Annotated in this window: 20 protein-coding genes; 12 read left to right on the top strand and 8 right to left on the bottom strand. The window is 66.7% G+C overall.

The window, feature by feature from the left end; all coding sequences use genetic code 11:
* Positions 1 to 561: 561 nt before the first annotated feature.
* The gene (locus NOF55_RS12795) at positions 562 to 972 is read right to left on the bottom strand and encodes a GFA family protein (protein ID WP_306411772.1); all 411 of its coding nucleotides are present in this window, start codon (positions 970 to 972) and stop codon (positions 562 to 564) included.
* 556 nt (positions 973 to 1528) lie between these two features.
* A complete protein-coding gene (locus NOF55_RS12790) occupies positions 1529 to 2026 on the bottom strand; it encodes a MarR family winged helix-turn-helix transcriptional regulator (RefSeq protein WP_306411771.1) in 498 nt (165 codons plus the stop codon).
* A gap of 262 nt (positions 2027 to 2288) precedes the next feature.
* Between NOF55_RS12790 and NOF55_RS12785 the strand changes: the two genes are divergently transcribed.
* The 7 genes from NOF55_RS12785 (at position 2289) to NOF55_RS12755 (ending at position 9222) form a co-directional block, all read left to right on the top strand.
* Positions 2289 to 3782 carry a 6-hydroxynicotinate reductase gene (locus NOF55_RS12785; RefSeq protein WP_306411770.1) on the top strand — a complete coding sequence of 498 codons (1494 nt, stop codon included), beginning with the start codon at positions 2289 to 2291 and terminating at the stop codon, positions 3780 to 3782.
* 13 nt (positions 3783 to 3795) lie between these two features.
* A complete protein-coding gene (locus tag NOF55_RS12780; RefSeq protein ID WP_306411769.1) occupies positions 3796 to 4737 on the top strand; it encodes a UPF0280 family protein in 942 nt (313 codons plus the stop codon).
* A complete protein-coding gene (locus NOF55_RS12775) occupies positions 4730 to 5311 on the top strand; it encodes an amino acid synthesis family protein (RefSeq protein ID WP_306411768.1) in 582 nt (193 codons plus the stop codon). The genes NOF55_RS12780 and NOF55_RS12775 overlap by 8 nt, the downstream gene beginning before the upstream one ends.
* Positions 5308 to 5883: an amino acid synthesis family protein gene (locus tag NOF55_RS12770; RefSeq protein WP_306411767.1), complete on the top strand. Its 576-nt coding sequence runs from the start codon at positions 5308 to 5310 to the stop codon at positions 5881 to 5883. Before NOF55_RS12775 ends, NOF55_RS12770 begins: the two co-directional genes overlap by 4 nt.
* A 284-nt stretch (positions 5884 to 6167) precedes the next feature.
* Positions 6168 to 7151, top strand: a complete 984-nt coding sequence (locus tag NOF55_RS12765; protein ID WP_306411766.1) for a Bug family tripartite tricarboxylate transporter substrate binding protein — start codon at positions 6168 to 6170, stop codon at positions 7149 to 7151.
* 51 nt (positions 7152 to 7202) lie between these two features.
* Positions 7203 to 7709: a tripartite tricarboxylate transporter TctB family protein gene (locus NOF55_RS12760; protein ID WP_306411765.1), complete on the top strand. Its 507-nt coding sequence runs from the start codon at positions 7203 to 7205 to the stop codon at positions 7707 to 7709.
* 13 nt (positions 7710 to 7722) lie between these two features.
* Complete coding sequence (locus NOF55_RS12755; RefSeq protein ID WP_306411764.1) at positions 7723 to 9222, top strand: tripartite tricarboxylate transporter permease; 1500 nt, start codon at positions 7723 to 7725, stop codon at positions 9220 to 9222.
* A gap of 50 nt (positions 9223 to 9272) precedes the next feature.
* Here NOF55_RS12755 and NOF55_RS12750 read toward each other — a convergent pair whose 3' ends face one another.
* Both NOF55_RS12750 and NOF55_RS12745 read right to left on the bottom strand, forming a co-directional pair.
* Complete coding sequence (locus tag NOF55_RS12750) at positions 9273 to 10109, bottom strand: ferredoxin--NADP reductase (protein WP_306411763.1); 837 nt, start codon at positions 10107 to 10109, stop codon at positions 9273 to 9275.
* Positions 10110 to 10204: 95 nt separating this feature from the next.
* Positions 10205 to 11539 (bottom strand): hypothetical protein, encoded by a 1335-nt coding sequence (locus NOF55_RS12745; RefSeq protein ID WP_306411762.1) that lies wholly within the window; start codon positions 11537 to 11539, stop codon positions 10205 to 10207.
* A gap of 388 nt (positions 11540 to 11927) precedes the next feature.
* Between NOF55_RS12745 and NOF55_RS12740 the strand changes: the two genes are divergently transcribed.
* The 5 genes from NOF55_RS12740 (at position 11928) to NOF55_RS12720 (ending at position 16667) form a co-directional block, all read left to right on the top strand.
* Complete coding sequence (locus NOF55_RS12740) at positions 11928 to 13235, top strand: ABC transporter substrate-binding protein (protein ID WP_306411761.1); 1308 nt, start codon at positions 11928 to 11930, stop codon at positions 13233 to 13235.
* Positions 13236 to 13391: 156 nt separating this feature from the next.
* Positions 13392 to 14273: a branched-chain amino acid ABC transporter permease gene (locus NOF55_RS12735; RefSeq protein ID WP_306411760.1), complete on the top strand. Its 882-nt coding sequence runs from the start codon at positions 13392 to 13394 to the stop codon at positions 14271 to 14273.
* Complete coding sequence (locus tag NOF55_RS12730) at positions 14270 to 15232, top strand: branched-chain amino acid ABC transporter permease (RefSeq protein WP_306411759.1); 963 nt, start codon at positions 14270 to 14272, stop codon at positions 15230 to 15232. Before NOF55_RS12735 ends, NOF55_RS12730 begins: the two co-directional genes overlap by 4 nt.
* Positions 15220 to 15966: an ABC transporter ATP-binding protein gene (locus tag NOF55_RS12725; protein WP_306411758.1), complete on the top strand. Its 747-nt coding sequence runs from the start codon at positions 15220 to 15222 to the stop codon at positions 15964 to 15966. Before NOF55_RS12730 ends, NOF55_RS12725 begins: the two co-directional genes overlap by 13 nt.
* Positions 15967 to 15968: 2 nt before the next feature.
* Complete coding sequence (locus NOF55_RS12720; protein ID WP_306411757.1) at positions 15969 to 16667, top strand: ABC transporter ATP-binding protein; 699 nt, start codon at positions 15969 to 15971, stop codon at positions 16665 to 16667.
* A 9-nt stretch (positions 16668 to 16676) separates the two neighbouring features.
* On the opposite strand, the gene NOF55_RS12715 is transcribed toward NOF55_RS12720, so the two are convergent.
* The 4 genes from NOF55_RS12715 to NOF55_RS12700 form a co-directional block, all read right to left on the bottom strand.
* Positions 16677 to 20255, bottom strand: a complete 3579-nt coding sequence (locus NOF55_RS12715; protein WP_370868979.1) for a molybdopterin cofactor-binding domain-containing protein — start codon at positions 20253 to 20255, stop codon at positions 16677 to 16679.
* Positions 20242 to 20733, bottom strand: a complete 492-nt coding sequence (locus NOF55_RS12710) for a (2Fe-2S)-binding protein (protein ID WP_306411756.1) — start codon at positions 20731 to 20733, stop codon at positions 20242 to 20244. Before NOF55_RS12710 ends, NOF55_RS12715 begins: the two co-directional genes overlap by 14 nt.
* 182 nt (positions 20734 to 20915) lie before the next feature.
* Positions 20916 to 21518 carry a nucleotidyltransferase family protein gene (locus NOF55_RS12705; protein ID WP_306411755.1) on the bottom strand — a complete coding sequence of 201 codons (603 nt, stop codon included), beginning with the start codon at positions 21516 to 21518 and terminating at the stop codon, positions 20916 to 20918.
* The gene (locus NOF55_RS12700; RefSeq protein WP_306411754.1) at positions 21515 to 22585 is read right to left on the bottom strand and encodes an XdhC family protein; all 1071 of its coding nucleotides are present in this window, start codon (positions 22583 to 22585) and stop codon (positions 21515 to 21517) included. The genes NOF55_RS12705 and NOF55_RS12700 overlap by 4 nt, the downstream gene beginning before the upstream one ends.
* Between the last annotated feature and the right edge of the window lie 5 nt (positions 22586 to 22590).

Here is a 22590-nt window from a genome sequence, read left to right as displayed (position 1 = left end):
ACATCCGTCAACAGAATCGGTTCTTTCCCTAATATAGGTTCGACCGCTGCGATTGCGACACCGCAAACGAACGATGCCGCCGGATCAAGTTCCATAACATAGATTACGCGATAATGCCGAGCATCGTCCCGGCTGCCGGTGGGCCTGGCATCCCGGGGCCCGTTTCGAAGAAACGACGGCAACCGGGAGATCATGCATGAGCGTTTCACCCTGCCTTACAGAACCTTCGACACGCGGCACACGGTCCACCGGTCGCCAGTGATTGAGAACAAGCGACTGGATGAATGCGGTCACATGTTGCCGAGCGGCTAAGTGATCGGCCACTTGTGGCCCGAAGCGGCCATTGCAGGACCGAGATGGCATGTCTGAGATTGGGGTGGGGAGCCGAATGGCAGCGTTCAAAATCGGCTGGCCAGAAAGCAGCCCAAGGTGTCGCAAGAATCCTCACGATGTCACCGAGTTTTTTTGCGCCCGACTTGTGCGACGGAAATTCCTCTTCGATTGCAAGGCGGCCGCTATGTTGCGAAACTTGGGATTGCGCGACACGAGAAAGGCCGTCGCCTACTCTCGGCCGGTTGGACGACCTTGGAAATGCTCTACCGCTTCGCCAAGCTTCACCCACTCATGTTTCGATTGCTCGAATACTGACACGGATGGTGGCGCGAACGCCGGGTCAGCAAAACAACCTACTCCCACCCCTATCCAAGACGGTGAGGCAACGGCCTTCCAATAGACGGTCGAACCGCAAATGGGGCAAAAATACATGCGGACCTTGCGGCCACTATCGCCGGTGCGAACAAATTCGGTAGCTGCTCCAAATATTTCAACACACTCAACCGAATAGAACGCATTGGCGCTGAACGGCGCCCCGGTTCTTCGCTGGCAAGCGAAACAGTGACATAGCGCAGTCAATTGTGGTGGCTCGCTAAACGTGAGTCTAAGAGCGCCGCAGGCGCATTGGGCGTCGGCCATAGAAACTCCTTCCGCTTGGGCGGTAAGATTATGTTGATGTTCGGAGAGTAAAGCGCTGGCCCAAACCGCAATTCATTGCGAGAGACTATGCGATGGGGCTGAAACCTGATGTAATTTTCAAGTCAGCTACAGCATCAAGGTATATTACGGGAATGGTGAAGTCTAGAGCGAAACAGGCTGTTGCAAAATCCCGAAACCGCCACAGATGTGCTCGAAGACAACGGCGACTTCCAAGGTTTGCTTTAAGCATCCTTGCCTCCTGCCATGAAAAACCGAAACAGGCCGGGGGCGAACCTATATGAACGTTTCGAGGCATTACGCCTCTGGCGCGAAGCGGAAATGACCTGGCAGAAAAACTGAGGAAATCAAAACCGAAGAGGGAGTTCCATCTCCGCCCCTTCCCTTGCACCCCGGCCCAGCCGGTCCGGTCGGGGATTGACCATCGGAGCCGGTGTCGCATTTCCAATGGACCGGCCGCGTCGCATCTCTCATCCGCTTTGACATATCCGGGACGCGCCTCAGGCCTGCGGCAAGGCTTTCAGCAGGCACGTGCGGTTCAGCAGATTCGGCGCAAGAGTTCGGCCAGCACCGCCCGCTCCCGGGACGTGAGCGGCGCGAGCGTCTCCTCGGAGACGGCGATCGCCATGTCCATGTTCCGGTCGATCACGGCATTGCCTTCCTCGGTCAGGGACAGGACCAGCCGGCGGCCGTCCTTCGGGTCGGGCGCGGTGTGGATCAGGCCGCGACTGACGAGACGGTCGACCACGCCCTTGATGGTGGCGACGTCCATCGCCGTCTCCCGGCCCAGAAAGTTCTGCGAGGTCGGCTGCAATTCCCGCAGTTTGGTCAGCGCGGCCCATTGCGTCGTCGTCAGCCGGTCGCCGATCATCGAGGTGAACAGCGACACGTGGCGCTGGTTCGCCTGGCGCAGGACGAACCCGATCTGCTGCTCCACATGGTAATCGTCCGCGGACGAGCCCCCTGCGGCGGCCTTTTCGTTCCGGTTCGAGATCGTGATCCTCTCTTCCGTCGCCGCCATTTCCTCTCCGTTCATGCCAACAGCTCCTCAGAAACCGTCCGTTGCGTCGAATGCATATACAAAAGCTCATAACGAGCCGGTTTCCGCCGATCAAGCATGCCCGCACGCTCCGGCTGTGGCCGCATCGCGCTTGACAGAACCGGTTCCGCGACGGATACTCATTTGTACACTAACAATAATAACATGCAACGACCTTCGAACCAGGGCCGGTCGGCACGAGGCGGGAACGGGCATCGTCCCGCAGCACCCTGCCCGAGATAATACGTAGGGGACGCGAATGGTAAAGCAACAGGTGGAAAGCGTCGCGGGCGACAAGATACGGTGCGACGCCTGTCCGGTCATGTGCTACATCGCCAACGGCCGCTCCGGCGCCTGCGACCGCTACGCCAACGACAACGGCGCGCTCGTGAGGGTCGATCCCTTCACCATCATCCAGACCACGCTGGAGGAAGGCGGCAAGGTCGTTTCCTTCCTGAAATCCGCAGAGGACGGCGACTGGGACGGCGACCTCGTCCATTCACACAGCAGCTTCGTCACGGCCGTCGGCGCCGGCACGACCTATCCCGACTACAAGCCGGCACCCTTCATCGTTTCGCAGAAGGAAAACGGCATCGACATGGTGACTGTCGTCACCGAGGGCATCTTCAGCTATTGCGGCGCCAAGGTGAAGATCGACACCGACCGCTTTCTCGGCGAGGAAACCGCCATCGTCCGGGTCGACGGCGAGGCGGTCGGCCATGTCATGACCAGCGAATACGGATCGCAGATGCTCTCGCTCGGCGGCGTGCATCACCTCACCGGCGGCTCCAAGAAGGAAGGCCGCGTGACCTGCGACACGCTGATGAAGCTCTGCAACCGCGAGGCGGTCGAACTCTCCATCGACGGCGGCGCCACCGTCATCGCCCAGGCGGGCACCGCCCCAACGGTCAACGGCGAGACGGAAGAGCGCATGCGCGTCGGCTGCGGATCGGCCACCATCGGCATGTTCGCCCGGCAATGGCTCGGCCATGTCGACGACGTCGTGGTCGTGGACGACCATATCACCGGCGTCCTGTCGGAACACCAGGCCGGCAAGCTGCTGCATATTCCGCCGACCGGCATCAGGATCAAGGGACGCCGCTCGACGCCCGGCCGCTATTTCCAGGTCGCCGATCCCGGCACGGGATGGGGCGGGACGAACATCTCCGATCCGCTGTCGATCATCGGTGACTTCGACCCCAAGACCGCCTATCCGGGCCTGCGCCTGCTGATGGTCTCGACGACCGGCGAGCAATATGCCTACTACGTCCTCGACGAAAACCTCTGTCCGGTGCTTCAGGAGCGCCTTCCCGCGCCGCTTCAGGAATCGGTCGAGATCATCGCCGACAATTGCGAGCCGGCGCTTACCTCCGTGCTCTTCATGGGCGGCGCAGGCGGCAGTCTGCGCGCCGGCGTGACAAGCAATCCGGTGAAGCTCACCCGCTCGGTGAAGGACGCCCTCACCCATGTCTCCTGCGGCGGCGCGCCGGCCTATGTCTGGCCCGGCGGCGGCATCACGGTGATGGCGGACGTGACGCAGATGCCGAGCAACGCCTTCGGCTACGTCCCCACCCCCGCGCTGGTCGCGCCCATCGAATTCACCATGCGGCTCGACGACTACCGGGCGCTCGGCGGCCATATGGAAGCGGTCGTGCCCATCGAGCGGGCGCTGGAACTGGCGGAACGCAAGGTCGCGGCGATGGACCATATCCCGTGGCCGTCCGCGCCCGCCAATTTCCGCTGGGGCAACTGAGGCGGGGACGGCGATGGACGGCGCTGCGGCACGATATCTCGACGGCGGGCCGGACGGGCGTCTGCACTTGCAGCACGGCCCCATCGACCTCATCATCGGCGTCGACGGGTTGCCGGGCGAAGCCATCCCATCCGGGACGAGACAACGCGCCTTCGAGGCGGCTCGCCGCCGCTTCGCCACGATCCTCGACGAACTCGTCGCCGAACTTGCCTTTCTGAGAAACCCGGCCGCGCCGGACGGACCCGACCCGCAGGGCACCGTGGCCCGGCGCATGACCGCCGCCGTGCGTCCCCTTTCCGGCCGGCGCTTCATCACGCCGATGGCGGCCGTCGCCGGTGCGGTCGCCGACGAGATTCGGGACGCCATGCTGGCCGCCTTCCCGCCGGGGGAATGCCCGCCGCGCATCCATGTCAACAACGGCGGCGACATCGCCCTGCATCTGTCGCCGCAAGCCACCTTCCACATCGCCATGAGCGGCGAGGACGGCACGCGCCTCGGGACGTTCGCCATGACCGGCGCCGAACGGGAGCGCGGCATCGCCACCAGCGGCCGCGGCGGCCGCAGCTTCTCGCTGGGCATCGCCGATTCCGTCACCGTCGTCGCTGCCAGCGCCGCGCAGGCGGATGCCGCCGCGACGCTGATCGCCAATGCCGTCGACCTGCCCGGCCATCCGGCGATTATCCGCTGTCCCGCCAGCCGCATCGCCCCCGACAGCGACCTCGGCGACCGGCTGGTGACGCGCGATTGCGGCTCTCTGACCGCCGAAGAAATCGACAGGGCGCTCGACGCCGGCCTGGCGGAAGCCGACCACCTCATCGCCCGCGGCCTGATCCGCCGCGCCGCGCTTTTCCTCAAGAATGAAGGCCGCATCGCCGACCGGGCCGCCGCCTTCCCGCCCCTGCCGGAACCCGCGTTTCCGGCTCAACCTCACCGGGAGACGATACCGCATGCCTGAACCGAGAATCCGCAAATTCGCAACCGTCGTCGAAGAGATCCTGCACGAAGGCGGTGCACCCGCAGCAACGCCTCTGAAGCGCGGCGCGATCCTCGCCGTGATCGAGAACCCCTTCGCCGGCGCCTATCACGACGAGATCGAGGGCTTCATGAAGGATCTCGAACCGCTCGGCGTCGAAATGGCGACGCGGCTTGCCGCAGCGCTCGGCGGCCCCGACAAGGTGGAGGGCTATGGAAAGGGCGCCATCGTAGGACAGGCGGGAGAGCTGGAACACGGCGCGCTCTGGCATGTGCCGGGCGGCTATGCGATGCGCGCCGTGCTGGGCGACGCCAGGGCCATCGTGCCCTCGACGAAGAAGGTCGGCGGTCCCGGCGCCCGGCTCGACGTGCCGGTCACGCATATCAACGCCTCCTACGTGCGCAGCCATTTCGACGCGATGGAAGTGGGCATTGCCGATGCGCCCCGCGCCGGCGAAATCGTGCTTGCGCTCGTCATGACCACCGGCGCGCGCATCCATGCCCGCGTCGGCGGACTGAAGGCCAGCGAGATCGAGGGCGAGGACGGGTTGCGATGACGGCCGATATCCGCAAGATCGCGGTCTTCGTCGAGGAAACGCGCAGCGAAATGGGCCGGCCCGTTTCCCCGCCGATCCGCAAGGCGGCGGCCTGCGCGGTCCTGCGCAATCCCTTCGCCGGAGCCTATGCCGACGATCTTTCGCCGCTGATCGACATCGGCGCGGAGATGGGCGGCCTTCTCGGACGCAAATGCATGGAGGCGCTTGGCATCGAACCCGCTGAGGCCGAAAGCTACGGCAAGGCCGCGCTGGTCGGCGAGGCAGGCGAACTGGAACACGCCGCCGCCGTGCTTCACCCGGCGCTGGGCAAGCCGCTGCGCGTGGCGGTGGGCGGCGGTGCGGCGATCATCCCCTCCTCCAAGGCCATCGGGGGACCGGGCGACATCGTCGACATTCCGCTCGGCTACAAGGATTCCGCCTATGTCCGCTCGCATTTCGACGGAATGCGCATCCGCCTCAACGATGCGCCGCGCGCCGGCGAAATCGTCATCGCCGTCGCCGTCACCACCGGCGGGCGGCCGCTGCCGAGGGTCGGCGGCCTGACCGTCGAACAGGCCCGCACTGCGCAATAAGCGCTTGACGGATGGATTTCGAATGCGAATATTCATTCGTATACAAATAAAAGGGGAATGACCGATGCCGACTTCACGCGATAAAGCGGTTCCGTGGCGCACTCCGTGTCCATGCAACCTGGCTGGCTGACGCCCGGAATCGACGCGCGGGCGATCGTCCGCGCGGCGGCCGAAATCGGCAAAGCTGAAACAGACGACATAATAAAGAGAAGACATGCGAGCATCGGGGGTTCAATCCCGGTGTGTTTCGTATCGTTATTCCAAAACTCCAGAGGAACCAGAAAATGAAACTGAAGAACGGACGGAATATCATTCGGACGGCTCTGGCCTGTCTTGCGGCGCTGTCATTCGGCGCTCCGGCCAGCGCGGAGACCTTTCCGGAAAAGCCGATCACCCTCGTCGTCGCCTGGCCGGCCGGCGGCGGGCATGACATCGTCGGCCGGCTGGTCGCCGAACATCTGGGCAAGCGCCTGCCGGTTTCCATCGTCGTCAGCAACGTGCCCGGCGCCGCCGGCTCGACGGGCGTGCGGCAGGTGGAGCAGGCCGCGCCGGACGGCTACACGGTCGGCGTGATGGGCCTGCACGCCATCGCCCAGAGCTACATGAACCCCAACGCCACGCCGCTTTCCAGAATCGCGCCGCTCGCGCTTGTCGAGAAGGGGCCGGCGGCACTCAGCGTCCGCGCCGATTCCGGCATCGGATCGCTCGCCGAATTCATCGAGAAGGCCAAGGCCGAGCCGAACGCCATCATCAACAGCAATGACGGCCCCGGAGGCTTCGCGTTCCTGAGCGCCATGCTCATCCAGAAGCAGTTCGACATCGAGCTGACGACGGTTCCCTATCAGGGCTTCGCCCCTTCCGTGGCCGCGCTCGTCTCCGGCGAGTCCATGTCGTCCACCGTTCCCGTGCCGCTCGTCGCCGACCTGCACAATGGCGGCCAGGTGAAGATCCTCGGCGTCGCCGCCGCGGAGCGCCACTTCTTCGCGCCCGACGTGCCGACCTTCACCGAGGCTGGCTATCCCTTCGAGTTTTCGGATTTCGTCGGCCTTTTCCTGCCGGTCGGCGTTCCGGAAGACCGCGTGGCGCTGCTCGAAAAGGCGCTGCTCGAGGCGATGGACGACGACGCCTTCAAGGAAGCCGCCGGCAAGGTGGGCCTGATGCTCGCGCCATCCGGCGCCGCCGACATGGCGGCCTTCATCCAGCAGCAGGACGACGCCGTCTATCCGGTGCTGGACGGCGCCGGCCTCGTCAAGGCCAACAAGCGTTGATCCCAGCAGGGGGCCGCCACCCGCGGCCCCTCTTCCGTTTTGGAGCATGCCATGATGATCGATGAAAAAGACGGCGCCGCCGGAGCGAATCTCGCCGGGGGGCTGTTCTTCCTTGGCTGGGCCGCCGTCGGCTGGTATTCCTATTTCACCAGTCCCGGCCTTGCCGAAAGCCTGTGGGCGCCCGGCTTCGACCCCGGGCCGGCTATGCTGCCCGTGCTGTGTCTTTCGACGCTGAGCCTGGGCGGCCTCTATTTCGTCGCGGCCGGGATCGCGCGGTTTCCGGGCATGGAGAGGACGCGCCGCATGCTGCGGCAAAAGGCGGTGCAGATGGCAAGGCCCGTCGCCTTTCTGGCAACGATCCTGCTCGAAGTGCTGGCCATCACGCGCATCGGCTTCATCGCCCCGGCCTTCGTCTTCACCACCCTGTGGATCTTCCTCCTCTCGCCCGGCACCGGCTCCGTGGCCCAGCGGCTGGCCGTCGCGGCGGTGCTGTCGATCCTGCTGACGCTCGCCGTCCACTTCACCTTCGTCCGCCTTCTGGGCGTACTCCTTCCCTGAGGGAGACCGGGAAATGCTTATCGATTCCTTCGCGCAGGTTTCGCTGTCGATCCTGCAAAGCCCGTTCCTGATGGTGATGCTCTGCCTGTCGGTGCTGCTGGGGATCATCCTCGGCGCCCTGCCCGGCATCAGCTCGACGATGGCGCTGGCGATCTTTCTGCCCATGACCTACGGCATGGAGCCCGCCAGCGCCATCATCTTCCTGATCGCATTGCTTGTCGGCAGCGTCTTCGGCGGCTCGATCTCGGCGATCCTGATCAACATTCCCGGCACGCCGGGCGCGATCGTCACGCAGTTCGACGGTTTTCCGATGGCCCAGTCGGGCCGGGCCGGGCATGCGCTGGGCCACGCCCTCATCGCCTCCACGCTCGGCGGCCTCATCGGCTTCGTCGTGCTGATCCTCATCGCGCCGCTGGTGGCGCAGTCGGCGATGGCGTTCCGCAGCCCGGAATTCACCATGCTGGCGGTCTTCGGCCTCGTCCTGCTCGCCTTCACCGCCAAGGGCTCCACCTTCGCCGGCATCCTGTCCGGCGTCATCGGCCTGATCTGCGGCATGGTCGGCTTCGACATGATGACCGACATCGCCCGCTTCGATTTCGGCTCGCACACCCTGCAGAACGGTATCGACCTCATCCCCGTCACCATCGGCATCTTCGGCCTGACGGAGGTGCTGCGGACGATTTCCCTCGACCAGAGCAAGCTGCCGAAGGTGCCGCCGATCGGCTCGCTGTTCCCGCCCCTGAAGGAAGTCGCCGGCCTGTGGAAGACCACCCTGCGCGGCAGCGCCATCGGCACCTTCATCGGCGCCGTGCCGGCGGCGGGCTCGGCCATCGCCGTCGCCATCGCCTATGCGCAGGAGCAGCGCTTCGCCCGGCCCGGCGCGACGTTCGGCAAGGGCGAGCCGGCCGGCATCGTCGCGCCGGAATCGGCCAACAGCGCGAATACCGGCGGTGCCATGATCCCGATGATCACGCTCGGCATTCCCGGCGATTCGATGTCGGCGGTGCTGATCGGGGCGCTGCTGATCCACGGCCTTCGCCCGGGGCCGATGCTGTTTGCCGAGAACCCGACGATCGTCGGGACGATCTACGCCGCGATCTTCTTCGGCACCGTGCTGACCTTCTTCATCGGCTTCGGCCTGATCCGCTTCGTCGTGTTGGTGATGAAGACGCCGACGCATATCCTGATGGCGGCCATCGCCCTTCTGTGCGTCGTCGGCGCCTATGCCATCCGCAACAGCGTGTCCGACATCATGATCATGATCGCCTTCGGCGGCCTCGGATACATCATGCTGCTGATGCGCATCCCCGCCGCGCCGCTTGCCTTCGGCATCATCCTCGGCCCCATCATGGAGGAGAATTTCCGCCGCTCGCTGATCCTCAGCAAGGGCTCGTGGTCGATCTTCATCGAGCGGCCGGTGTCGGCGACCCTCATCGTCATCACGCTGGCCACCATTCTCCTGCCGCTGCTGCCGGCCATCGGCCGCAAGGCCAGGATGCTGGAGGACGACTGAACCCTCGCACCCGCCCGCAGCCAGACGCTATGGGCGGGTGCAAGACAGCCTCAGCCGACAAAAGCGCGCTCGACCACGAAGGTGGCGGGCGCGTTGTTGGCCCCCTCGATGAGCCCGAAGCCCTCAAGCACGGCCTTGGTGTCGTTCAGCATCGCCATCGAGCCGCAGATCATGGCGCGGTCGTCCTCGGGCGCGATGGGCGGCAGGCCCGCATCCTCGAAGAACCGCCCGGAGGTCATCAGGTCGGTGATGCGGCCCATGCGCTCGAACGGCTCGCGCGTCGTCGTGGTGTGGAGCCGCAGACGGCCCTCGACCATTTCGCCGACCAGCGGGTCCTCCTTCAGCGCCTCCACCATGCGGGTGATATAGGCAAGCTCGGCCACCTCGCGGCAGGTCTGCACCAGCACCACCTCCTCGAATTTCTCGTAGGTCTCGGGATCGCGGATGAGGCTCGCGAAGGGCGCGACGCCGGTGCCGGTCGAGAGCATGTAGAGCCGCTTGCCGGGAACGAGCGCGTCGAGCACCAGCGTGCCGGTCGGCTTCCTGCGCATCAGCACCGTATCGCCCGGCCGGATCTTCTGGAGATGCTCCGTCAGCGGGCCGCCGGGAACCTTGATCGAGAAGAATTCGATTTCCTCGTCCCAGGACGGGCTGGCGATCGAATAGGCCCGGAACACCGGCTTGGCCGCGTTCGGCAGGCCGATCATCACGAACTCGCCGGAGCGGAAGCGGAAGCTCGCCGGACGGGTGATGCGAAAGCGGAAGAGCCGGTCGGTGTAATGCTCGACGGCCGTCACGGTTTCGGCGAAGACATTGTCCGGAACGGGCCAGTTTGCGGGCTGCGGGGCGGGCTGCCCCCCGGTTGCGGCGGTTGCGACGTCGGTCATGGAGATCCCCTTTTCTCGCGCGATTTTAAATTCGTTTGTATACGAATGAATTTAAAATCGCAACGGAGGATGTTGCGGCGCGGCACGCAAAACGCTCATCCGATGGAGGGCGTCGACAGCAGCCAGAGCCCGAAGACCGTGTAGAACACCATCGCGGCCGCAAGGAAAAGCTGCGAGCGGGCGGCCGCCCCGGCTTTTCCGAAATAATCGAGCGCGATCATGTGGGCGACGAGGATGCCGACGACATGGCCGGTGACGATCACCGCAGTCTGCGCGATCCAGATCATCCGCACGCCTTCCAGATGTTGCAGGAAGGAGGTGGTGACGTGCCAGTGGGCTGTTCCGAACAGGTCCCAGCCGCGCAGGAAGGGATCGGACAGCATGGCCGCGAGATACTGGCCGTTGATCAGCAGCATCGTCAGGTAATGCGCGCCGTGGAAAGCGATGGAAATGGGAATGATGGAATAGATCAGCCTTCCGGCAAGCGGCTGGACGTCCGAAAGCGATCCGCCGGCGAGCGCGGCCCCTGCCGCGACCGCGCCGTAGAACAGGAGGCCGAGCATCGCCGCCGCCGCGTAGAGGCCGAGGGAATTGGGAAGCGTGACGCTGCTGCGGCCGGCGAATTCCAGCGGATTCCGGCCGATGAGATCGAACCATGTGAAGGTTTCGGAAAAGCCGTCGAAGGAGGCGGTGCCGAGCGTCAGCAGGATGAGCAGTGTTCCGCTCACGGGCATCGGATCGGCCTCGCGGCAGCGCAGTCCGGGCCAGGTCAGCGCCAGCTTCGGCCCCTGTGGCGTCCGCATCGTGAAAAACGGCGCGAACAGGCCGATCATGCGGAAGAAGACCGAAAAGGGCTCGCCGCGCTTCGTCCATTCCGCCTCGCCGAACACGATCATCGCCGCCAGATTGACGGCCCAGTAGAGCAGGACGGCCTGCGCCAGCCGGGGCGGGTCCTCCGGCGCGATGGACACGAGTTCGAACCAGGCGAACACGGCAAATTGCAGGATGGCCAGCCCATAGCCCAGACGAACCGGCAGGGCGACGAGCGGACGCAGCCCGACGTCGCCGCCCGAGACGCGGCGCATCAGCGCCAGCAATCCGCTCCACGGGTTGAACCAGGGCCAGAGATTGCCGAAAACCGCCTGGGCCAATGTGAACCCGACCCACCAGCCGGTCCAGATGACGAGCGGCAGCGGATTCGTCAGCGGATCGCCCGTCGACACGAAGCCGGACACGACGCAGACGGCGAGCACGGCGAGCGCCAGCAGGCTGACCGGCGCCTTCGGCACGGTCACGGCGGGCGCGAAGGCAAGGGCCGGCACCCCTTTTCCGGCCAGCCAGCGGCCGGGCACCGCGGCCAGAAGCAAGAAGGACAACAGAACGGCCAGCGCGCCGCCGGTCATGTAATAGCCCACGGGAAGAAGCATCACGAGACCGCGTTCCGCCCCGTGCGCGAAGGCCGGCGCCGAGGCGCACAACCAGAATGCCGACGCCGTAACGCCCAGCCCGACCCGTCCGCAAAACGCCTCTTGCCTGCCTGCCCCCATGCCGCAATCCCCTTGCCCCGCCAATCGTTGGTATACAAACATGATCGCACCGGGCCTGTCCATCGCGCGCGAAAACGATCGCATCCCATGCTGTCCTTTCCTGCAAGAAAGCGCTACGAAAAAACAAGGAGACGCATCGCACCGCCATCGGCGAGCCAGCCCGAAAGACGGCGCTTGTCAAAGGCGGGATCTCATGTTTTGTTAGTAGACGAACGATCTGCCACATTACAAAACAACGGCCGACGTCAATTTCCAACAGAGGGGAAATTCAATGCCAGACAAGATCATCCAGTCCAGAAATGCGATCACGCGCCGCTCCACCCTCCTGGGAATTGGCGCTGCCGCCGGCGCCGGGCTTGCCGCCGGCGTCGCACCCGGCTTCGTGCGCTACAGCCAGGCGCAGACTTCCGCCCCGATCCGCATCGGCATGCAATTGCACCGCACCGGCATCGGCGCCTCCTACGGCCGCTGGTACGAGCGCACGGCGCTTGCCGCCGTCAAGGTCATCAATGAGGACGGCGGCATCAACGGCCGGCCGCTCGAGCTCGTCATCGAGGATGACGGCACCGACGTGAAGCGCGGCGCCGAGGTGGTCGAGAAATTCGCGACCCAGCACAGGGTCGACGCGGTCTACGGCGCGCTGTTCTCGCATGTCGTCATCGGCTCCGCCCCGCGGGCCGGTGAACTGAAGATGCCCTATATCGCCGTGTCGGAAGGCACCCACATACCGTCCGGCTCGCTCAACCGCTACTGTTTCCAGCCCTGCATCACCGATGTGCGCAGCCAGGTGACGGCGATGGCGCCCTGGGTTTCCCAGAACCTGGGCAAGAAGGTCACGATGATCTTTCCCGACTACGCCTTCGGCCACGATCATCGCGACTATTTTTCGGCCGCGATCAAGGCGCAGGGCGGCGAGATCGCCGAACTCATCCCCATTCCGCCCACGGAAAAGTCCTTCACGCGCTATTTCCCACGCATCCCCAGCGACACGGACGTGCTCTACCACGTCATGATCGGCCCCTCCGTGCTGACCTTCGCGACGGAACTCGGCCAGTTCTACGGTTCCAACCGCCCGGAAATCTTCGGCTTCATCGACAGCATCGAGGCGGTCGACCTCGCCACGCCGCAGCTTTCCTTCCTGGAAGGCACCTATTTCTGGGAAGGCATGCCGCGTTACGCCCAGGAGAACCAGAGCGAGTGGGACAAGTTCTACCGTGCCGCCGTCGGCGTCGATGACAACGGCGCCAGCACGGCGGACCCGCGCGACATCTCCACCTATGCCCACATGTTCGGCTGCTGGGAATCGCTGTTCTTCATCAAGCAGGCTATGGAAGCGGCCAACTATCAGGGCCCGCAGGACAAGGCCGCCTTCATCGAGGCGATGGAGGCCATCGAGACCATGCCGGAAAGCCGCGAATATCCGCAGGGCGACAAGATATTCAACGGCAAGAACCACCAGTGTTACGGCCACCAGTTCATCTCGAAGGTGGAAAACGGCAGGCTCAACGTGGTCCACAAGACCTCCATCGAGGACGGCGCCTACGAAGTGACCGCCGACTACACCCAGATGGCGCTCTGATGGCATCCGGGCCGCGCGCACCGACGTGCGCGGCCCCAATGCCTCAAGCCCTGCTCTTTCCCCGATATTTCCGGAACCGCGCCCATGCGGCGCAGCGCTTTCGTCCGGCACGCGCTTGCCGGATGGGACAACCGGACAAATGACGAGGTTCATGACGTGGCATTCGGTCCATTCCTTTTTCTGGCGACGCTGGAAGGCCTGTTGCAGGCAGCAGTGCTGACGCTGACCGCGCTCGGCCTGTCGCTGGTCTTCGGCGTGATGCGTGTCGTCAACGTCGCCCACGGCGAGTTCCACATGCTCGGCGCGGTCGTCGCCTGGTGGGTCGCCTCGCTGCTCGGCTTCCATCCGGCGGTCGGCTTCTTCGCGGCGCTGATCGTCAGCCCGCTGGTGGTCGGCGCCGTCGCCTTCGCCGGCGAGCGGCTGGTGCTGCAACGGCTTTCCTACAATCCCGAGGCGACCATCGTCGCGACCATCGGCATGCTCTACATCATCCAGCAGACCGTGCTCATCACCTTCGGGCCGGATGCGCAATCCGTCGCGCCGCCCTTCTACTATCGCATCCAGCTTCCGTGGTTCGGCTATTCAGCCTATAATTTCTTCGTCATCGCCGCTGCGCTCGCGATCCTCGGCGTCGTGTGGTTCGTCCTGACGCGCACCCGCATCGGCCTCGTCATGCGCGCCACGCAATACGACAGCGAGACCGCGCAGGCCTTCGGCATTCCCATCGGGCGGGTCTACGGCTTCGTCTTCGCCGCGGGCGCGATGCTGGCCGCACTCGCCGCCGTGCTGATCGTGCCGATCCGCCAGGCGCATTACCTGATGGGCCTCGATCCCCTGCTGATGTCCTTCATCGTCGTCATCATCGGCGGCCTCGGCTCCATCCGGGGCACCGTGGCGGCGGCGCTGGTGATCGGGCTCAGCGACGGCATCATCTCCGTCTTCTTCTCGCCGACGCTTGCCAAGATGCTCTCCACGCTTCTGGTCGCGCTGGTGCTGATCTTCAAGCCGGAAGGGCTGTTCGGAGCAAAAGCGCGATGAAGAATGCCGGCTTCACCAAATCGGCCCTCCTGCATGCGGCCGTCATCCTCGTCTTCTTCGCGCTGCAATTCGTCCTGCCCGAGTATCACGAGCTGACCGTGACCCGCATCATGGTGCTGGCGATCTTCGCGATGGGCTACAACCTGCTGTTCGGCTATACCGGGCTGCTCAGCCTCGGCCATGCGCTGTTCTTCGCAAGCGGCCTCTACGGCGCGGGCCTTGCCGTCTTCCACCTCGAATGGAGCGTGCCGGCCGCCTTTCTGGCCGGCATCGCCACTGGTGCGGTCGTCTCCTTCGCCATCGGGCTGATCTCGCTGCGCACCACCGGCGTGTCCTTCATGATCGTGACCATGATGTTCTCGCAGGTCGCCTACATGGCCAGCATGTACTTCTCCGAATGGACGCGCGGCGAGGAAGGGCTGATGCTGCCGCAGCGCGCCCGCAGCTTCGAGCTGTTCGGCACCGTCTTCGACCTGACCGACGCCACGGTGCGCTACAACATCGCCTTCGCGCTGATGGTGCTGACGCTTCTCGTGACGCTGGCGCTCGTGCGCGGCCCGGCCGGCCGGGCGCTGATCGCCGTGCGCGAGAACGAGCCGCGTACGCTGATGCTCGGCTACGACACCTTCCGGCTGAAGCTCATGGCGCTCACCGTCTCGGGCACGATCTCGGCAATGGCGGGTGCCGCCTATGCGCTGCTGTTCGCCTATGTCGGGTCGTCCTTCGCCTCCATCCAGTATTCCATCGAGGCGCTGCTCTTCACCCTGCTCGGCGGCGCGGGCACGATCCTCGGACCGCTGCTCGGCACCGCCGCGATGTTCTACATGATCGACATCGCCAGCGAATATACCCCGGCCTACATGCTGGTCACGGGGCTGGCGCTGGTCCTTCTCGTGCTGTTCTTCCCCAAGGGGATTCTCGGCACGATCCGCGAAAGGTGGATGACATGGCTGCCGTGACGATCCTCGAAACGAAGGGCCTCAGCCGCCATTTCGGCGGGCTGAAGGCCGTGCAGAACGTGGACTTCGAGATCCGGCAGGGCGAGATCCGCGCGCTGATCGGGCCGAACGGCGCCGGCAAGACCACCTTCGTCTCGCTGTTGTCCGGCCGCATCCCGGTGTCTTCGGGCACGATCTCCTTCATGGGCAGCGACATCACCGCAAAGCCCGCCTTCCGGCGGGTGCGCGAGGGCATCGCCTACACGTTCCAGATCACTAGCATCTATCCCAATCTGAGCGTCTACGAGAATGCCGCGCTCGCCGCGCAAAGCGCGCTCCAGCGCCATCGCGGCTTCCTTTCGCGCATCGACCGAAAGGCGCTCGACGCCGATGCGCTGGCCGCGCTCGAACGGGTCGGCCTGATCGAACGCCGGGAGGTTATCGCCGGCAACCTCTCCTACGGCCACCAGCGCCTGCTGGAAGTGGCGATGGGGCTGGCGCTCAAGCCGAAGCTGCTCATTCTCGACGAACCGACGCAGGGCCTTTCCGACGGCGAGATCGAGAATTTCTGCGGGCTGGTGAAGGAGATCGCGAAGACCGCGACGGTGCTTCTCATCGAACACAACATGCCGGTCGTCATGCAGCTTGCCGACCGCATCACCGTGCTCAACCACGGCGAAATCCTGACCAGCGGCACGCCGGAGGAAATCCGCGCCGACCGCACCGTCCAGGAAGCCTATCTCGGAGGCGGCTGACCATGCTGACCATCAAGGATCTCGACGTCTATCACGGCAACAGCCGCACGCTGAAGGGGCTTTCGCTGTCGCTCGCCCCCGGCGAGGTGCTCTGCCTGCTCGGGCGCAACGGCGCGGGCAAGACCACGACGCTCAAGGCGATCATGGGGCTGCTGCGGGCCCGCTCCGGCTCGATCACCCTCGACGGGCGCGAACTCACCGCCATGCCGGCCCACGAGGTGCCGAAATGCGGCATCGGCTACGTGCCGCAGGGCCGCCGCCTGTTCGCGGAGATGACGGTGCGCGAGAACCTCGAGATCGGCCTGATGACCCGCCACACCGACCGGCGGGTGCTGGAGGAGGCGCTGGACCTCTTCCCGCGCCTGCGCGAGCGCATGGATCAGGTCTCCGGCACGCTTTCGGGCGGCGAGCAGCAGATGCTGGCAACGGCCCGCGCGCTCTGCCTCGACCCGTCCGTCATCCTGCTCGACGAGCCGACCGAGGGGCTGATGCCCTCGATGATCGCGACGATCCGCGACGTGGTGCTGAAGCTGCGCGAGCGCGGCAAGGCCATCCTGCTCGTCGAGCAGCGGGTCGACGCGGTGCTCTCCCTCGCCGACCGCGTCTGCTTCGTGGAAAACGGCCAGTCGAAGGCGAGCATGCCGGTCGAGGCCCTGCGCGAGGACCCGTCGCTGCTCAACCGCTATGTCGGGGTCGGCTGACGGCCCTTTTCAATGCCCGGCGCTTTTGCGCAGCCGGGCGGCGGTGTCCGCCGCCCCCTGCCAGGGCGCCGCCCCCGGCGCGAAGCGGGCGCGCAGATAATCGGTAAGCGCGCCGATCTGGCGGTCGCTGAGGCTGGCGGCGAAACCCGGCATCGACATCACCTCCAGATCGGCGGCCTTCGCGCGGGCGGTCAGCGTCGACGGCGCCTCCATGCCGTGCAGGATCGCCTGAACGAGATTGTCGGCATGCGCGCCGTGCAGATTGCTGTTGAGCGCGAGGCTCGCCAGCGGCGAGGACGGATTGTGGCAGGCCGAGCAGGCGCCGGCGAAGATCCGCGCGCCTTCCGGGGAAACCAGCGCTGCCCTAGCCTCCGCCGCTTCCGACGCTCCGATCGCGGCGGCCTTGCGCGCTGCGGCCTCCTCCGCCGGAACGGCTTCGCCGAGGCTTGCGAGATAGGCCGACATGGCGCGGATATCCTCGTCGGGCAAGGGTTCCAGCGATTTCACCACCGCCGCCATCGGCCCGCCGGCGCTGCCGTGATCGGCGGAGTGGCCGGAACGAAGATAGTCGTAAAGCGCCGCCTCGCTCCAGCCGGCCGGTCCCGCGCCCGCGCCGCCGAGGGCCGGCGCATGCCAGCCATCGGCATAACCGCCGGAAAGATGCGCCTTGCCGCCGATTTCCGCGCCGAGCGCGTTGCGGCCGCTGTGGCAGGCGGAACAGTGGCCGAGCGTTTCGACCAGATATTCGCCGCGCGCCAGCCGCGCCGCCGCCGGGTCGGCGGGACGTGATGCCGCCGGAGCGGGCCGCGCGAGGAACAGCATGTTCCACCCCGCCATCAGGCCGCGCATGGAAAAGGGAAAGGACAGCCTCGTCTCCGGCGCTTTCACGGCGACCGGCGCCTGCGTCATCAGATAGGCGTAGAGCGCCTGAAGATCGGCCTCGCTCGCATCCTTGAAGGATGTGTAGGGGTGGACCGGATAGAGGTGATGCCCGTCCCGGGAAACGCCCTGCCGCATCGCCCGTTCGAAGGCGGGATAGGACCAGCCGCCGATGCCGGTTGCCGCATCGGGCGTGATATTGGTGGCGTAGACCGTGCCGAACGGCGTCTCCAGCGCCCGCCCGCCCGCGAAGGGCTGGCCGTCCCTGCCCTCGTGGCAGACATTGCAGGCGCCCGCCGCCGCGACCAGACGCCCGCGCTCGATGGTGGCGGCGCTGTAAAGGCCGGGGTCTGGCCTCGGCACCTCCGGATAGGCCGCGCGCCACGGCGATGAAAGGGCGATGCCGCCCGCAAAGGCCCCCGCGAGCCCCGCCGCCGTAGCCCCGAGACGCCACCAGCGGCGCTTCGGGGCCGCTTCCGGCGGCTTCGGCAGGCCGCGCCCCTCGGCCTCCTCCAGCGCCGCCAGAACCTTGTCCGGCGTCAGCGGCAGTTCGCGGAAGCGGATGCCGGTCGCGTCGAACACCGCGTTGCAGATCGCCGCCGCGCTCGGCACCGAGGCGGATTCGCCGACACCGCGCGGCTCCTCGTCGGGGCGCGGCAGCATGAGCACGTCGATATCCGGCACCTCCGGAAAGGTGATGATCGGATAGCCGCCCCACTCGACGCTTTCCACCGCCGTCTGCGAAAAGCCGACCTTCTCCTTCAGCGTGCGGCTGACCGACTGGATGACATTGCCGTGGATCTGGTGGCGGACCCCGTCGGGGTTGATCATCATGCCGCTGTCCTGGCCGACCGTCACCTTCGTCACCGCGATCTCGCCGGTCAGGCGGTTGACCGCGACATCGGCGACCCAGGCCGACCACGCCGCCGGCGTGCCCGGAAACGGCCCGTGGACGTAGAGCGCGTAGGCAAAGCCGCGCCCGTAGAGCACGTCGCCCTCCCGGCCCGCCGTGCCCGGCCGGGTGCGCGGCGTCCAGCCCGCCTTTTCCGTCACCGCCCGCACCAGAGCGGCGGCGCGCGGATCTGTGAGGTAGCGCAGCCGGTATTCGACCGGATCGACGCCGGCCGCGAAGGCCAGTTCGTCGATGAAGCTTTCATGGGCGAAGGAATTCGGCATGGCCGACACGCCGCGAAACCACGAGGCGCGGGCGATCGGCGGCATGTCGTGGACGGCCACCCGCATGTTGCCGAAGGCATAGGGCGGGATGGCGGTGCGGTCGCCCATCTGCGCCACATCGGGCGTCGAGGACACCTTGCCGGTGAGGACGAGCGCCAGCGTCGGCGCGAGGTTCGAGGGATAGCGCGTCTCGAAATCGTAGGCCGCCGGCCCGCCCTCGCCGTCGAGACCGCCGCGCACGTCGATCACCTGCCCCGCGCCCTTCGGCTCCCAGCCGTGCTCCTGCTCGCGGGTCAATTGCACGCGCACCGGCCGGCCCACGGCGCGCGACAGCAGCGCCGCGTCCGCCGTCACGTCGTCGGCGCAGTTGCGCCCGTAGCAGCCCGCCGCCTCCAGCCGCTCGACGACGATTGCCGCCTCGGGCATGTCCATCAGCAGCGCCAGGTCGCGGCGCATCGGAAACGGGTTCTGCGTGCCCGACCAGACAACCAGCCGGTCGGGCCGCCAGTCGGCGACGGCACAGGAGGGGCCGATGGAGGCATGCATCTGGTAGGGCCAGACATAGGTGCGGTCCATGCGGGGAGAGGCGCCCTCGAGCCCGCGCCGCACGTCGCCCTGTTCGCGCAGCAGCCGCTCGGTCGCCGGATTGTCGCGCAGCGGCTGCTCCGGCCGGTTGAGATCGGGAAGCGCGGGCGGCGCGCGCCAGATCACCTTGAGCTTCTCCGCCGCCTCGATGGCATATTCCTCGCGGGTCGCCACGACGCCGACGAAATCGCCCTGCGTCACCACCGCGACGAGGCCCGGCACGTCCGCGACCGAGCTTTCGTCGACGCCGGCAAGGCCGTGGCCCACATGCGGCCCCTGGTCGAAACCCGCATGCGGCGGGCGGATCACCCGCCCGTGCAGCATGTCCGGCACGCGCACGTCATGAACATAGGTCCATTGCCCCGTCGCCTTCGCCGCGATGTCGTTGCGCGGCTGCGATTTGCCGACGATACGATAGTCGCCGGTCGCCTTGACAGCAGCCGCCGGGTCGATCTCGATCCGCTCATGCGCGCCGGCGACGAGTTCGCCATAGGAGACCGACCAGCCGCCGCCTGCCTTCGGACGGACCACGCCGTCCTCGACCGCGAGCGTGTCGGCGGCGACGCCGTGGCGCTCCGCCGCCAGCGCCAGAAGATGCCTGCGCGCCGTGGCCGCCGCCTTGCGCAGCGGCACAGCCGTCACCTGGATGGTTTCGCTGGCGATGGTCGGCCCCTGGTTGGGCACCGCCGTCGTGGTGCCCAGCACCATCGCCACCCGCTCGAAGGCGATGTCCAGTTCCTCGGCGACGATCTGCGCCAGCGCCGTGCGGATGCCGGTGCCGAGGTCGACATGGCCGTTGAAGGCGTTCACCCGCCCGTCGCCGTGGATCGCCAGATAGATTTCGGGGTCGTTGGCCGTGCCCGGCCGGATCACCAGCAGGATGTCCCCCTCCGCCAGATAGTCGATGCGCGGCGTTTCGCGATGGCCGCCCGGATCAGCCGGCATCATGGCCGCCTCCTTCGCCGGCGTCGGCGGCACGGCGCACGGCGGCGAGAATTTCCATATGCGTGCCGCAGCGACAGAGATGGTGGCTGAGCGCCTTGCGGATCGCCGCTTCGTCCGGATGCGGATCGCGGTTCAGCAGGCCGGCGGCGGCGATGATCATGCCGTTCATGCAATAGCCGCACTGCGCCGCCTGGCTTTCGATGAACGCCGCCTGCACGGGATGCGGCGCCTCCGGCGTGCCGAGCCCTTCGAGCGTGACGACGCGCCGGCCTTCCGCCGCACCGGCCTTCAGGACGCAGGAGCGCACCGCCCGCCCATCCACCAGCACGGCGCAGGCGCCGCATTCGCCGAGGCCGCAGCCGTATTTGGGGCCGTTGAGGCCGAAATCGTTGCGCAGGATATAGAGCAGCGGCGTTTCCGGCCGGATGTCGAAGGTCCGGGTCTCGCCATTGACGTGAAGCGTCACGGCGCGCACCGTCATCGGCCGCCCTTCCGGGACCGGCGATATCCGCAGCGGTTCGCCACGCCGGACCACCCCGGACGGGGCGCCGTCTTGTCGCAAATGCCGAGCATGTTTTCCGCCCGTTCTTATGTTCCCTCTGTCCGGGCAGAATAGAAGATAATCGTTGGCATGCAAACGAAATTTGCCGGGCCGTCGCAGGCTCAGCCGCGCAATACGCCGCCGAGCGTCTCGACCGCCTCCGGCGTGTCGGCATCGGCCAGCGCCGCCGCGCCGATCTCCACCGACACCACCGGCAAGCCGCTCAGCCGGATCGCCTCGCGCGCGCCGCGGTCGCCCCGAAGCGACGAGAGCGCGGGAAAGAGCGCGGCCGGCAGGACCACAGGATTGCCGGCGACGCCGCCGGCCGTCGCGCGGACGACTGCCCGACCCTCAGCGGCTTCGAAGGCGGCGACCAGCGCCGCCATATGCGCCGCGGTGACGAGCGGCATGTCGGCGAGAACGACCAGAACGCCGGAAACCGCCTCTCCCGGCAGCGCGGCGAGCCCGACCTTCAACGAACCGGCCATGCCGGCGGCAAAATCCGGGTTGCGGGCGACGGAAACGGAAAGGCCGTCGAGACAGGCCGCGATCTCGGCATGGCGATGGCCGGTGACGACGACGACCGGCCTTGCGCCGGCATCGAGCGCAGCGCGGGCGGCGCGGCGCGCCTGCGGCTCCCCGCCGAATTCCGCCAGCAGCTTGTGGCGGCCGCCCATGCGGCTCGCGGTTCCCGCCGCCAGGACGATGGCCGCAACACCGCTCATGCCTTCGCCGTCCTGCGGGGCGGAACCGCGCCCTTGCGGCGGGCGCAGACGATTTCCGCAAGGATGGCGAGCGCGATCTCGGCGGGCGTGACGGCCCCGATATCGAGGCCGACGGGTGCGGCGATGCGCGAAAGCACTGCCTCGTCGAGCCCGGCGGCCTTCAGGCGCTCCAGCCGCTTCGCATGCGTTTTGCGGCTGCCAAGCGCGCCGACATAGAAGCAGCCGGCCCCCAGCGCCGCAACCAGCGCGTCGTCGTCGATGCGCGGATCGTGGGAAAGCGCCACCAGCGCATCGCAGGCACCGGCCGGACGCGCGGCGAAAACCTCTTCCGGCCAGCCGGTTTCCAGCGCGATTCCGGGAAAACGCTCCGGCGCCGCGAAACCGGAACGGGGATCGACGATCCGCAGGTCGTAGCCCGCAACGCCCGCCAGCGCGGCGAGCGACTGGGCAATCTGCACCGCGCCGATCACCACGATTTCCGGCGCCGGCAGATAGGGGTTGAGGAACAGGGCGCGGCCGTCCGCCGTCTCGGCCAGAACCGCTTTTCCGAACCGGCAGAGCGCCTCCGCCGTCTCGGGAGAAACCATCGCGGCGGCCTCCGCCAGCGGCAGGAGGCGCGCCTGACCGTCTTCGAGGGCGGTTGCGACGACGACCGCCCGGCGGTCGCGGCGCGCCGCCTCAAGCGCCGAAAGATCGAAGGCCGGCCGCTCCAGCCGGACCCGGATCCGCCCGCCGCAGGCAAGACCCGCCCGCCAGGCCGTCTCGTCCTCCACGCCGAATTCCAGCATCAGGGCACGGTCGCCCGTAATGGCGTCGACCGCCTGCGCGATCACCTCGCCCTCGACGCAGCCGCCCGAGACCGATCCCTCGAAATTTCCGTCCGCATCCACCACCATGTGGCTTCCCGCCGGGCGCGGCGCCGACCCCCAGGTCTCGATGACCGTGGCGAGCGCCAGACGGCGCCCCTGCGCCGCCCAGCGGGCCGCCACCGAAAGCGCATCCGTCTGCGGCCGGAATCCGCTTTCTGGCATCATCTCCGCCACGCCGACCATCCTTTCGCCGCTCATCCGGC

It is taken from the genome of Ectorhizobium quercum (assembly GCF_026552795.1).
Taxonomy (GTDB): Bacteria; Pseudomonadota; Alphaproteobacteria; order Rhizobiales; family Rhizobiaceae; genus Ectorhizobium; species Ectorhizobium quercum.
This window is presented reverse-complemented; position numbering and strand designations above follow the sequence as displayed.

Coding starts and splice junctions, on each gene's coding strand:
- NOF55_RS12770 (WP_306411767.1), top strand. CDS start 5,308: ATGACGGCCGATATCCGCAAGATCGCGGTCTTCGTCGAGGAAACGCGC.
- NOF55_RS12740 (WP_306411761.1), top strand. CDS start 11,928: ATGCCAGACAAGATCATCCAGTCCAGAAATGCGATCACGCGCCGCTCC.
- NOF55_RS12710 (WP_306411756.1), bottom strand. CDS start 20,733: ATGACGGTGCGCGCCGTGACGCTTCACGTCAATGGCGAGACCCGGACC.
- NOF55_RS12750 (WP_306411763.1), bottom strand. CDS start 10,109: ATGACCGACGTCGCAACCGCCGCAACCGGGGGGCAGCCCGCCCCGCAG.
- NOF55_RS12775 (WP_306411768.1), top strand. CDS start 4,730: ATGCCTGAACCGAGAATCCGCAAATTCGCAACCGTCGTCGAAGAGATC.
- NOF55_RS12790 (WP_306411771.1), bottom strand. CDS start 2,026: ATGAACGGAGAGGAAATGGCGGCGACGGAAGAGAGGATCACGATCTCG.
- NOF55_RS12765 (WP_306411766.1), top strand. CDS start 6,168: ATGAAACTGAAGAACGGACGGAATATCATTCGGACGGCTCTGGCCTGT.
- NOF55_RS12795 (WP_306411772.1), bottom strand. CDS start 972: ATGGCCGACGCCCAATGCGCCTGCGGCGCTCTTAGACTCACGTTTAGC.
- NOF55_RS12725 (WP_306411758.1), top strand. CDS start 15,220: ATGGCTGCCGTGACGATCCTCGAAACGAAGGGCCTCAGCCGCCATTTC.
- NOF55_RS12730 (WP_306411759.1), top strand. CDS start 14,270: ATGAAGAATGCCGGCTTCACCAAATCGGCCCTCCTGCATGCGGCCGTC.
- NOF55_RS12700 (WP_306411754.1), bottom strand. CDS start 22,585: ATGAGCGGCGAAAGGATGGTCGGCGTGGCGGAGATGATGCCAGAAAGC.
- NOF55_RS12755 (WP_306411764.1), top strand. CDS start 7,723: ATGCTTATCGATTCCTTCGCGCAGGTTTCGCTGTCGATCCTGCAAAGC.
- NOF55_RS12715 (WP_370868979.1), bottom strand. CDS start 20,255: ATGATGCCGGCTGATCCGGGCGGCCATCGCGAAACGCCGCGCATCGAC.
- NOF55_RS12720 (WP_306411757.1), top strand. CDS start 15,969: ATGCTGACCATCAAGGATCTCGACGTCTATCACGGCAACAGCCGCACG.
- NOF55_RS12785 (WP_306411770.1), top strand. CDS start 2,289: ATGGTAAAGCAACAGGTGGAAAGCGTCGCGGGCGACAAGATACGGTGC.
- NOF55_RS12705 (WP_306411755.1), bottom strand. CDS start 21,518: ATGAGCGGTGTTGCGGCCATCGTCCTGGCGGCGGGAACCGCGAGCCGC.
- NOF55_RS12780 (WP_306411769.1), top strand. CDS start 3,796: ATGGACGGCGCTGCGGCACGATATCTCGACGGCGGGCCGGACGGGCGT.
- NOF55_RS12760 (WP_306411765.1), top strand. CDS start 7,203: ATGATGATCGATGAAAAAGACGGCGCCGCCGGAGCGAATCTCGCCGGG.